Origin of the sequence: Leclercia sp. 1548, from assembly GCF_050435045.1 — a bacterium.
Classification (GTDB): Bacteria; Pseudomonadota; Gammaproteobacteria; order Enterobacterales; family Enterobacteriaceae; genus Enterobacter; species Enterobacter adecarboxylatus.
The window spans coordinates 188,719-201,182 of record NZ_JBNDJP010000002.1; the positions used below are offsets into that span (position 1 = coordinate 188,719).

The window sequence follows — 12,464 nt, forward strand, 5'->3', positions numbered from 1 at the left end:
CCGCTGAGGTTGTTGACCCTAATGCCGGTTACCCGACAATCGGCCTTGATTTCCCCGACGATGAGCGCCCGGAAGAAATAACGCTGCTTGATACTGACGATTCTGACGCGGATGCGGATGCTGACGCAGATGCAGATGCAGATGCAGATGCGGATGCTGATGCGGATGCTGATGCAGATGCCGACTCCGATTCTGACTCTGACTCTGACTCTGACTCTGACTCTGACTCTGACTCTGACTCTGACGCGGATGCGGATGCCGACGCTGACGCTGATGCCGATTCTGATGCAGATGCTGATGCAGATGCGGATTCTGATGCAGATGCCGACTCCGATTCTGACTCTGACTCTGACTCTGACGCGGATGCAGACGCCGATGCAGATGCTGATGCAGATGCCGATTCTGACGCCGATGCAGATGCGGATGCGGATGCGGATGCGGATTCGGATGCCGACGCTGACGCCGACGCCGACGCTGACGCCGACGCAGATGCAGATGCAGATGCAGATGCCGACTCTGACTCTGACTCTGACTCTGACTCTGACTCTGACTCTGACTCTGACTCTGACTCTGACTCTGACTCTGACTCTGACTCTGACTCTGACTCTGACGCCGACGCAGACGCAGACGCAGACGCTGACGCTGACGCAGACGCAGACGCTGACGCGGATGCCGATGCCGATGCCGATGCCGATGCCGACTCCGATTCTGACGCGGACGCGGACGCCGACGCAGATGCGGATGCAGACGCCGACTCTGACGCCGACGCCGATGCCGATGCGGACTCTGATGCAGACGCTGATGCGGATGCCGATTCTGACGCCGACGCTGATGCGGACGCAGATGCTGATTCAGATGCCGATGCCGATGCCGATTCTGACGCTGATGCGGACGCCGATGCAGATTCTGACGCTGACGCTGACGCGGATGCAGACTCGGATTCTGATGCCGACGCTGATGCCGATTCCGATTCCGATTCCGATTCCGATTCCGATTCCGATTCCGACGCGGATGCGGATGCGGATGCAGACGCTGATGCCGATGCCGATTCTGACGCTGATGCGGATTCCGACGCTGACGCGGATGCGGACTCGGATGCAGACGCTGATGCCGATGCCGATGCCGATGCCGATGCCGATGCGGATGCGGATTCGGATGCAGACGCTGATGCCGATGCCGATGCCGATGCGGATGCGGATGCGGATTCGGATGCCGACGCTGACGCAGATGCAGATGCAGACGCCGATGCGGACTCCGATTCTGATGCAGATGCGGATGCAGACGCCGACTCTGACTCTGACTCTGACTCTGACGCCGATGCAGATGCTGACGCTGACGCGGATGCCGATGCCGATGCCGACTCCGATTCTGACGCTGACGCGGATGCCGATGCGGATGCGGATGCGGATGCAGACGCTGATGCCGATGCCGATGCCGATGCCGATGCCGATTCTGACGCTGATGCGGATTCCGACGCTGACGCGGATGCGGACTCGGATGCAGACGCTGATGCCGATGCCGATGCCGATGCGGACGCCGATGCGGACTCCGATTCTGATGCAGATGCGGATGCAGATGCGGATGCGGATGCCGATGCCGATTCTGACGCCGACGCGGATGCTGATGCAGACGCAGATGCAGATTCTGATGCAGATTCCGACGCTGACGCGGATGCGGATTCTGATGCAGACGCCGATGCGGACTCCGATTCTGATGCGGATGCGGACGCCGACGCTGATGCCGATGCGGACTCCGATTCTGACGCCGATGCGGATGCCGATTCCGATTCCGACGCGGATGCTGATGCCGATGCCGATGCCGATGCTGATGCTGATGCTGATGCTGATGCTGATGCTGATGCCGATGCTGATGCAGATGCCGATTCTGACGCCGACGCTGATGCTGATTCAGATGCAGACGCTGACGCCGATTCTGATGCTGATGCCGATGCCGATGCGGATACAGACGCTGACGCCGACGCAGATGCTGATGCCGACGCGGATGCCGATGCGGATGCGGATACCGACGCGGATGCTGACGCGGATGCCGATGCCGATGCTGATGCAGACGCCGATGCAGACGCCGATGCGGATGCGGATGCTGATGCCGATTCCGATTCCGACGCGGATGCTGATGCCGATTCCGATGCCGATGCCGATGCCGATGCCGATGCCGATGCGGACTCTGATGCAGACGCTGATGCCGATTCTGACGCCGACGCTGATGCGGACGCAGATGCTGATTCAGATGCCGATGCCGATGCGGATGCGGATGCGGACGCCGATTCTGATGCCGATGCCGACTCTGACTCTGACGCCGATGCAGATGCGGATGCGGATGCGGATGCGGATGCGGACTCCGATGCTGATGCCGATGCGGACGCCGATTCCGATTCTGACGCTGATGCCGACGCTGACGCTGATGCCGATTCCGATTCTGATGCAGACGCCGACGCGGATGCCGACGCAGACGCCGATTCTGACGCCGATGCAGATGCCGATTCTGATGCAGATGCCGATGCCGATGCCGATGCCGATGCCGATGCCGATTCGGATGCCGACGCTGACGCTGACGCAGATGCAGATGCAGATGCAGACGCCGACTCTGACGCCGATGCAGACGCTGACGCTGACGCGGATGCCGACGCCGATGCCGATGCGGATGCGGATGCAGACGCCGACTCTGACGCCGACGCCGATGCCGATGCGGACTCTGATGCAGACGCTGATGCGGATGCCGATTCTGACGCCGACGCGGATGCGGACGCTGATGCGGACTCCGACGCTGATGCTGATTCAGATGCCGATGCAGACTCGGATTCTGATGCCGATTCCGATTCCGATTCCGACGCGGATGCGGATGCAGACGCTGATGCCGATGCCGATGCCGATGCCGATGCTGATGCTGATGCGGATGCGGATGCCGATTCTGATGCCGATTCCGACGCGGATGCCGATGCGGACGCCGACTCCGATTCTGATGCAGATGCCGATGCCGACGCCGACGTCAAACTCACCGTCACCGTCACCCCTGGTGATAAGACGACCGAGACGTCAGATGACAAGATCATCCACATTAACGGCGGCAGCGGCGATCCGAACGGTTACGATATCCAGAATGGCGTGATTGTAGCGATCGGCAGTAACGTGCACGTCTGGCTGACCCCGGATAGCCCGGACGGTAAGATTCAGGGCGACTTCGTGCCGAAGGCCGACAGCCCGGATCAGATCCACTACTACAACAGCCAGGGTAACGCCAACGCCAATAACGACGGCAAGACCCATACCGATATCTTTGTAGTAGGTGACCATACGGGGGGCTACTACCAGCAGGGCGACTGGCCGCAGGATCGCTATGAATTCCGGCCGATCAACGGCATCACCGGCAACCAGGGCTTACCGCATAGCGATCAAGGTAAGGACTATATCTTTGTTCAGGGTAATGAGGCTGACTATACCGTCACCGGTGTCGATCATCCGCAGAACAACAAAAACAACGACATAGATAACCTGCATGTGGTCGATAACGAGACCGGGAAATCGCCGTTCCAGAATGCCAACGGCATCGAGGGCGTTATTTTTGGTGACGGCCCATCCTCCAGCCACGGCGGCGATACCACGGTCACTACCACGGCCACACTGAACCTCGACATAAATCTCGAAAGCTCAGATAACAGTGACCACCTGACCAGCCTCTCTCTGGGGGGCATTCCTGAGAATGCGACCTTTGCGGGTAACTACACCAGTGTCAGTTACGACGCGGAGAATAAGGTCTATCACCTGACCTTTGATAATGACACCTCGCACTTTATCGGCCAGGTCAGCGTTGAACTCCCGGACGGTAAGAGCGATTTCGGTGAGATCACGCTGGAAGTAGGTTCTACCGCAGACGATCAGCATGAAACCGACTTTACCGTTGATGGCAAAGAGGGGGGCACCTTCGTGAGCGAAAGCCACGGTGGGGAAGAGCATGCTGATGATGCTATGGACGACGATCACTCGCTGATGGCCAGCCACAGCATTGAGGAGAGCCATGCCGATCATGACGTCGAGGAGAGCGATAAGCAGATCCATACCAGCAGTCTGGAGGCTGACAATCACGCCGCTTCGTTAATTGACGATGACAATCTGCTGCTTAGTACCACTGCAGAGCATAACGAGACGCCGACGGCATCGGCCGATCATGCGTTGCCGGGCGATGATCAGAGTGAAGCCTTTACCACGCTGCAGAGCGCCAGCCCGGGGCAGGACGAGCAGTTGAACTTTAGCGATCTCATCCATGACGAAGGGCATAACGATCTCAGCACCCTGATTCAGGCGGGTCCGCAGAGTGGTGCGGCCGACGGCCAGGCGGAGATTGAGCATGTGCCTGCTGAAGGCGGCGAGATCGCCGGAACGGACGGCTACGACGCCGGTAATGACGCGATGCTGGATAATCTGATCGCAAAACCGGAAGAGCATGCCTGATCGGCCGCCGCGCAGAGTGCAGTTGACTCTGCGCGGCAACAAAGATGATTTGAATTGACCTCAGACGAAGGATTCCGTCCGAACATTAACGCGCAGGATGCATTTTTCCCTCGGTCTAATGGGATTTTCTCTGGTGGGTATTGACCAATAATCAAGGGATATGAAGGAAAAGCAACAAAATGAAAAAGTACAGTCAGATTGTGATGGGTGCGGCGCTGGTGTTGAGCGCAACGCAGGGCCAGGCCACTACGCTTGAGCAGGCCGTAAAAGACAGCTTGCTCTGGCACCCGGAAGTTAACGCGTCGGTGAACAGCCGCTATTCTGCAGATCAGGATCTTCGCGCTGCCAAAGGTGGCTATCTGCCAACGCTGGATCTCACCGCCGGTACCGGTTGGGAGCAAACCGATAACGCCAGCACCCGCGCGGCAGGCGATCATCTGCGTGATTTGCACCGCAGCGAATCTGCCATCAACCTGCGCCAGAACGTCTTCAACGGTTTTGCCACGACCAGCGAAGTGGGCCGCCAGAAAGCGACGGTCAACTCGCGTGCCTGGACGGTGCTGAATACCAGCGAATCTACCGCGCTGCAGGCGATCCAGAGCTATCTCGACGTGCTGATGCGCCAGAAGATGGTGGCACTGGCAGAAGATAACCTGAAGAATCACGAACGGGTGTTCGACCAGATCCGCCTGCGTACCGAGCAAGGCGTGGGCCGTCAGGCAGACTTTGAGCAGGCACAAGCCCGTCTGGCACAGGCGCGCAACAACCTGCTGACCGAGCAAACCAACCTCGAAGACTCCCGCGCCAACTACCAGAGCATCACCGGCAAAGAGCCTGATACCCTGGTGATGCCCACTAAAATTGCCGTTCCCGCCTCGCTGGACGCCGCGCGTGCTGTGATGCTGGAAAACAACCCGCTGCTGAAACAGGCCGATGCCGATGTGGAAGCGACCCGTCAGCAGTACGAGGCGGCAAAATCGCGCTTTTACCCGGATGTGAATGTTGAAGTCGGTCGTACCATGGATAACAACATTGATGGCACCCGCGGGCACAGCCAGGAGTGGCAGGCGATGCTGCGTATGCGCTACAACCTCTATAACGGCGGCAGCGACCAGGCAACGCTCACCTCTTACGCCTACAAAATGAAAGAGGCGCAGGATGTGAAAAATAACGCCCAGCGCCAGCTGAACGAAGACCTGCGTCTGGCCTGGAACGCCCTGAGAAATGCCGGGCAGCAGGTGCCTATCGCGAAGGAGTATGCCGATCGCAGCGTGCAGGTGCGTAGCGCCTATCAGGAGCAGTTCAGCCTGGGCGACCGTACCCTGCTCGATATGCTGGACAGCGAAAACGAAGTGTTCAGCGCTCAGCGCCGCTACGTTGAACTGCAGTTTGTCGATATGTTTACCACCTACCGCATCAGCGCCCGTACCGGTGAGCTGCTCAAAAACCTGAACATTCAGGCACCGTCGGCAGCGCAGCCGCTCGATCAAGCGCAACGTACCCAGGCAGAGCTACCTGAGTTAAAATAGGGCCTTTGAAGGCTGACGGGGGTTATTCCGGCTGACACCGGGACAACCCTCTCTTTTTTATCTGCGGCATCGGTCTGCAGAACACTGAGGCAGAGAATGACGCCTGACATTGATTCCCCCGATCGCATCGAGAGCACGTCGCAGACGCAGGGCAGACAGGATCCGCGGCAAAGCCATGACGATCCGCTGCTGGATGCGCTGATGATCGTCTGTAAATTGCATAACATTGCCACCAGCCGCAACGTCCTGACCACCGGCCTGCCGCTGGAGGCCCATACGCTGACGATTGAGACCTTTCCGCGAGCCGCCGGACGGGCAGGGCTAAAGGCGCGGGTCGTGCAACGTCCGCTGGAAAACATTACCGCGATGTCTCTGCCCGCCGTTCTGCTGCTGAAAAACAACCAGACCGCGGTGCTGATTGGCTGGGATCACCAGCAGCGCGCGCGTCTGCTGCCCAGTGAAACGGAAGGCGGTGAGATTACCGTCTCACCCGAGACGCTGGCGGAAAACTACAGCGGCCGGGTGATTTTCATCTCCCCGGAACATGAGTTTGATGCTCAGCCGACGGCCACGCTGCCGCGCACCACGGCCTGGTTCCAGGACACCCTCAAGCTGTCGAAATTCCTCTACGTGGATGCGGTTGTCGCCAGCTTCCTCGTTAACCTGGTGGCGCTCGCCGCGCCGCTGTTTGTGATGAACGTCTATGACCGGGTTGTGCCCAACCAGGCGACTGCCACCCTGTGGGTACTGGCGATCGGCATTAGCATTGCGTATGTGTTCGACTTTGTGCTGAAGATCCTGCGTGGCATTTGCCTTGACCTGGCGGGTAAAAAGACCGACCTGGTGGTCTCCTCGGCGCTGTTCGAGCGGCTGCTGGGGATGAAGATGAAGCTACGCCCGCAGCGGGTGGGGAGCTTCGCGCAGAACTTCCAGGAGTTCCAGTCGATCCGCGACTTTCTTTCGTCGCTGACCCTGACCGCCTTTATCGACCTGCCGTTTACACTGCTGATCCTGCTGGTGATTGGCATCATCGGTGGCCCGCTGGTGTTTATCCCGCTGCTCTCCTATCCCCTGGCGCTGCTGGTGAACTGGCTGATCCAGCGCCCGCTGATGTCGCGGGTTAAGAAAACCTACCAGCTCTCCAATGAACGTCAGGCGATGCTGGTGGAGACGCTGACCGGCCTCGATGCCATCAAGATTAATAACGCCCAGAGCGAGCGCCAGTATCAGTGGGAACATCTGACCGGGCAACTCAGCAAGCTGGAGCTGCGAGTCAAGTCGCTTTCCTATGTAGCGGTAAACTTTACCGCCTGGCTGCAGCAGTTCAGCGGCGTGGCCATTATCGTGGCCGGGGTCTACATCATTATTGGCGGCAACCTGAGCATGGGCGGGTTGATTGCCTGCTACCTGCTGCACCGCCGCGCCATGATGCCCATTGGCCAGCTGTGCAGCCTGATCACCCGCTATCAGCGCGCGCGGATGACCAAAGGCACCATCGACCGAATGATGGGGCTGGAGCAGGAGGTGCAGGACAACGAGGTGCCGCTGAAGCGGGAGACGCTCTCCGGGGCCATTGAGCTGCGCGACGTTACCTTTGTCTACCCGGGCAACCAGTACGCCTCCCTCAGCAATGTCTCGCTGACGATCCAGCCCGGCGAGAAGGTGGGGATCATCGGCCGCAGCGGGTCGGGTAAAAGCTCACTGGCGAAACTGCTGGTGGGGTTTTACCAGCCTGACAGCGGCAATGTGCTGATAGACGGCATCGATGCCCGCCAGATCGATGTGCACGATCTGCGCCATAACATCGGCTATGCCCCGCAGGATATTCACCTGTTCAGCGGCACCCTGCGCGAGAATCTGGTCTACGGTGCCAGCTATGTTGACGACGAGACCATGCTGCGGGTCGCCACCCTGACCGGGGTCCACGAATTCGCCCGCCGCCATCCGTCCGGGTACAACATGCAGGTGGGCGAGCGGGGGATGAGTCTCTCGGGCGGCCAGCGGCAGGCGGTGGCACTGGCGCGCGCGTTGCTGCTCGATCCCCCGGTGCTGCTGATGGATGAACCTACCAGCTCGATGGATAACACCAGCGAAGATCTGATTAAAAAGGCGCTAATACCGGTCATCAGCAACAAAACGCTGCTGATGGTCACGCATCGTGCGTCGCTGCTGACGCTGGTGGACCGTCTGATCATTGTCGATAACGGTAAAATCATTGCCGACGGCCCGAAAGAGAGCGTGATGAGTGCGCTGAAGAAGGGACAAATTCATGCTAATCGTTGATACGCTTAGCCGCCTGATGAGCTGGCTGTCGGGCGATAAACAGCCCGCGCCGTTCACCACCAATGAAGTCAACAAAGCCTTGCTGGATGATGCCCCGCGGGTGGTGCGCGTCACCCTGTGGGCGATTTTTGTCTTCTTTATCGCCATGATCCTCTGGGCCTCGCTGGCCAGCATTGATGAGGTGACGCGCGGGGAAGGGCGGGCCATTCCTTCGTCCCGTTTGCAGAAGGTGCAGAACCTCGAAGGCGGGATCGTGGCTGAGGTCTTTGTACATGAAGGCGAGGTGGTGAAAGCCGGGGCGCCGCTTTTGCGTCTGGATGATACCCAGTTTCGTTCTAACGCCGGTGAGACACAAGCTGACAGGCTGGCATTACAGGCGCGCATCCAGCGGCTGACCGCTCAACTCAACGATGCCTCAACCCTGACCCTGGCCCCGGAGATTGTTCAGCAGGCACCCGATATCGCCAATGGCGAGATGGAACTGTTCGCCAGCGTGAACAAGCGTATCCAGAGCGAGCTGGCCGGGCTTAATGAACAGCTGGTACAGAAGAAGCAGGAGTTGCTCGACTTCCAGGGCAAGGCCAGCCAGTACCGGCGTAGCCTGGGGCTGCAGCAGCAGGAGGTCAGCATGTCTGAACCTCTGGTGGCAAAAGGGGCTATCTCAAAAGTAGAAGTGCTCCGTCTGCGTCGGGGTGTGGTGGAAACTCAGGGGCAACTGGACTCTGTGACCCTTGCCATTCCCCGGGCGGAAGCGGCCATCAAGGAGATTGAGAGCAAGGTCAGTGAAACGCGGGGGCGTTACCGCAGCGAGGCGCTGGGGCAGCTTAACGAGGCGCGAACCGATCTCAGTAAAATAGAGGCCTCCGGCAAAGCGATCACCGACCGGGTGAACCGTACGCTGGTCACCTCGCCGGTTCGCGGCGTCGTGCAGCAGCTGCTGGTCAACACCATCGGCGGCGTGATCCAACCGGGTAATGACCTGGTGGAGATTGTTCCGCTGGACGACAAACTGCTGGTGGAGGCCAAAATTCGGCCGCAGGACATCGCATTTTTGCGTCCGGGCCAGGAAGCAACGGTGAAATTTACTGCCTACGACTACACCATTTATGGCGGGCTGAAGGGCACCCTGGAGCAGATCAGCCCCGACACGGTGACCGACAAAGACGGGAAGAGTTTTTATATTATTCGTCTGCGTACCGACAAAAATCACCTTGGTACGGATGAGAAGCCGCTGTTGATTATTCCGGGGATGGTGGCTTCGGTGGATATCATTACCGGCAAGAAAACGGTGATGGCCTATCTGCTGAAACCGATCCTGCGCGCGAAAGCGGAGGCGTTCCGCGAGCGTTAAGCGGGGATACAGACCACCTCCCGGGGAGGTGGTCTGTAAGCATTACCACATCAGATCGTCAGGCACGACAAAATCGGCATAAGGATCGTCTTCGTCCTTCGCTTCCTGAGTCAGCTCGCTACTTAACACGATATAGCTCGCATCACGCTGCATAATTTTATTTGCCACTACCGCCGGGATAATGGCGTATTCGCTTTCGCGGCCCGCTTCGGCAACCAGACGCGCAATGGCGAGACGGCCATTGATCAGCTGCGCTTGCGTGGTTTTATCGACATAGATTTTTTTGATGAGGTTATTGTCGGTGAAGTTAAAACCGATATCGCCTCTTGTCACCACGACCCGGTTCATCTCAATTAACTGCTTGATCTGTGCCTTGTACTCTTTCGCCAGAGTCGCTTGCTTCTGTTGCTCGCTTAACTCTTTATCGCGTTCAATTTGCGCCTGTTTGTTTACTTCAACGGCTTCGCGTGCTTCACGCGCCTGTACGCGGGATTTTTTGGCGGTGCGCTGCACTTTCGCCATTTTTTTGCTGCTGACTAAGCCAGCTTTAAGCATCTGCTCTTGTAGTGTGAGTTTGGTCATGGTCGTTTCTGAAGTCTGTCATAAGATTTACAGATTATACCCTGAAGCGTTGGCGACGTGCCAGGTGATGGACGCCCAGGGCACAGTACTCAGGAAAGCTGTAAATCCGTGGCGTCTTTCACCTGCGCGAAACCGGCAGCAAGCAGCCCCAGGGTGACATCATGAATGGCCTTTGCGCTGAGTTGATGGTCTTCCAGGGCAAAACTTATCACCGAATCTTTTAGCACCGTCATTTTTAACCCCAGATCGGCACCCATTCTGACGGTTGAGTTAACACAGAATCCCGCCACGGCACCGATAACGACCACCTCTGAAATACCTGCCTCCTGAAGATAAGCCAGTAATCCCGTTGAGCTGAATGCGGAGGAGGTGTGTTTGATTAATACCGGTTCGTCAGCGCGTTCTTTAAAGGATTCAAGGGGCTGGCTTGACGGCGAGCTGTGATGGAGAGGGGAACCCTGAGCAGGCGTCTGGTGGCGAACATGAATGACCGGGTTACCTGCTGCTCTGCATTTCTCAATTACGGCGGTCATATTTTCAATGCTCGCCTGAGGGAAGTATTCAACGCCTTGTTGGATTCTTTCTGCTACGAAATTCTGCATGTCGATGATAAGGAGCGCTTTTGACATAGTACCCTCTGTAGACCGGATGGGTGGCAGGGTTATCTGCCTTCACGGGCAAATGAATTGCCCGTCATATGAACGAGACCCCAAAAGCGTATCCGTTTTGTTCAGGGGTGTCAGCGACCGGGTTTGGTGGGTTTTGGCTTATCTCGCGTCTTACCGAACCACATTACCATGCTGTACGCAGCGACCATCATTGCAGTTAACGGCATCCACTCTGGCGGCACGGTGATTTCTGGCCTGAGCGGTAACCGTCGCTGCTGCCACCGGATGTGCGGAGTTTGCCACTACCGCAGCGCGCTCGACCGGGTGAAAAATAACGCCAGCAAACGCAGAGCAAGGGGCGAGTAATGCCATCACAATGAGGATTCGTTTCATTCCATATCTCCGTTATTTTTTAAGAAGTGAATTCGTGCTAACGGCGGCAGAGTACAGTACAGCGATACGAGATGTTGTGTGTATGGGTGCTATTGGCAGGGCGGGGGCAGAAGGCGTGGCAGGTGGGCAAATGTCCCCTGCAGGAATCGAACCTGCAACTAGCCCTTAGGAGGGGCTCGTTATATCCATTTAACTAAGGGGACGAAGCGGCACGATTATAACGCCATTTATCCAGGGCGTTAAGCTCGCCACCGCCTGACTGCTTAAAGTGTCGCCATTCACGCCGATTTTTTATCTTCTTCCGCCTCTTCCTGCCGGGCCTGCTCCCTGGCTTTGATTTCGGCTTTGCGTTTGTTCGACATATCGTTACGGATTTGCGCATGGCTCAGCAGGGCAAAAATAAAGGTGCCGCCGCAGATATTGCCTGCCAGGGTAGGGATGGCGAAGGGCCAGAAAAACTCGCTCCAGTGGATGGTGCCGTTAAAGACCAGATATAGAATTTCCACCGTACCCACCACGATATGGGTGGTATCGGCCAGGGCGATCAGCCAGGTCATCAGTATGATAACCACGATTTTGGCCGAACCGGCAGCCGGGAACATCCACACCATGGTGGCAACGATCCAGCCGGAGATAATGGCATTAGAGAACATTTCGACCGGGCTGTTTTCCATCACCCCGGTTCCGATTTTCACAAACGCGTCGCGGGTGGCCTCGTCAAATATCGGCATATATTCAAACGCCCAGGCCGCGACACCGGTGCCGATAATATTACCGAGCAACACCACGCTCCACAGGCGCATCAGCAGACCGAAATTACCCCATGTCGGGCTTTGCATGATCGGCAGCACCGCGGTGACGGTATTCTCGGTAAACAGCTGCTGGCGCGCCATGATCACGATAATAAAGCCAAAGGTATAGCCCAGATTCTCCAGCACCATCCCGCCGGGGATGCCTTCAAACTGTACGTGAAAAATACCCTTTGCCAGAAAAGAGGCGCTCATTGATAACCCGGCGGCGATGGCCGACCACAGCAGGGCCATGGCATCACGTTCCAGCTCTTTTTCACCATCCTGGCGAATATGCTCGTGGATGGCCATGGCGCGGGAGGGGAGTTGGTCTTCATCGACCTCAATCTCCTTTCCCCGGCGCTTTTCCTCACTTTCAACTTCCAGTTCTTCGGTATGCTGATCTATTTTCTCTTCTTTGAGTTCGTCCATTATGGTGCTCCTGATGTGGCTGATACCTTTAA

At 57.5% G+C, this 12,464-nt stretch carries 9 protein-coding genes and 1 tRNA gene; 5 read left to right on the forward strand and 5 right to left on the reverse strand.

The features are described from left to right. Positions 1-87: 87 nt before the first annotated feature. The 5 genes from ABIE02_RS06210 to ABIE02_RS06230 all read left to right on the forward strand — a co-directional run bounded on the left by ABIE02_RS06210 (position 88) and on the right by ABIE02_RS06230 (position 9,629). A complete protein-coding gene (locus tag ABIE02_RS06210; protein WP_429211242.1) occupies positions 88-3,126 on the forward strand; it encodes a hypothetical protein in 3,039 nt (1,012 codons plus the stop codon). Continuing rightward, the gene (locus ABIE02_RS06215) at positions 3,123-4,466 is read left to right on the forward strand and encodes a hypothetical protein (protein ID WP_336994456.1); all 1,344 of its coding nucleotides are present in this window, start codon (positions 3,123-3,125) and stop codon (positions 4,464-4,466) included. The genes ABIE02_RS06210 and ABIE02_RS06215 overlap by 4 nt, the downstream gene beginning before the upstream one ends. Positions 4,467-4,645: 179 nt before the next feature. After that, complete coding sequence (locus ABIE02_RS06220) at positions 4,646-5,995, forward strand: TolC family outer membrane protein (RefSeq protein ID WP_032612906.1); 1,350 nt, start codon at positions 4,646-4,648, stop codon at positions 5,993-5,995. 96 nt (positions 5,996-6,091) lie between these two features. Then, the gene (locus tag ABIE02_RS06225; RefSeq protein WP_051916048.1) at positions 6,092-8,278 is read left to right on the forward strand and encodes a type I secretion system permease/ATPase; all 2,187 of its coding nucleotides are present in this window, start codon (positions 6,092-6,094) and stop codon (positions 8,276-8,278) included. Continuing rightward, on the forward strand, positions 8,265-9,629 hold the full coding sequence (locus ABIE02_RS06230; protein ID WP_419720651.1) for an HlyD family type I secretion periplasmic adaptor subunit: 1,365 nt from the start codon (positions 8,265-8,267) through the stop codon (positions 9,627-9,629). Before ABIE02_RS06225 ends, ABIE02_RS06230 begins: the two co-directional genes overlap by 14 nt. Before the next feature lie 42 nt (positions 9,630-9,671). On the opposite strand, the gene ABIE02_RS06235 is transcribed toward ABIE02_RS06230, so the two are convergent. The 5 genes from ABIE02_RS06235 to ABIE02_RS06255 all read right to left on the reverse strand — a co-directional run bounded on the left by ABIE02_RS06235 (position 9,672) and on the right by ABIE02_RS06255 (position 12,432). Continuing rightward, positions 9,672-10,211, reverse strand: a complete 540-nt coding sequence (locus tag ABIE02_RS06235; RefSeq protein WP_032612890.1) for a DUF2058 domain-containing protein — start codon at positions 10,209-10,211, stop codon at positions 9,672-9,674. Between the two features lie 89 nt (positions 10,212-10,300). After that, positions 10,301-10,840, reverse strand: coding sequence for a cysteine hydrolase family protein (locus ABIE02_RS06240; protein ID WP_336994457.1), 540 nt, complete (start codon positions 10,838-10,840; stop codon positions 10,301-10,303). 150 nt (positions 10,841-10,990) lie between these two features. Further along, positions 10,991-11,212, reverse strand: coding sequence for a hypothetical protein (locus tag ABIE02_RS06245; RefSeq protein WP_144883013.1), 222 nt, complete (start codon positions 11,210-11,212; stop codon positions 10,991-10,993). A 131-nt stretch (positions 11,213-11,343) separates the two neighbouring features. Continuing rightward, positions 11,344-11,415: transfer RNA gene (locus ABIE02_RS06250), tRNA-Arg, on the reverse strand. A 75-nt stretch (positions 11,416-11,490) separates the two neighbouring features. Then, on the reverse strand, positions 11,491-12,432 hold the full coding sequence (locus ABIE02_RS06255) for a formate/nitrite transporter family protein (protein ID WP_032612885.1): 942 nt from the start codon (positions 12,430-12,432) through the stop codon (positions 11,491-11,493). Positions 12,433-12,464 lie beyond the last annotated feature (32 nt).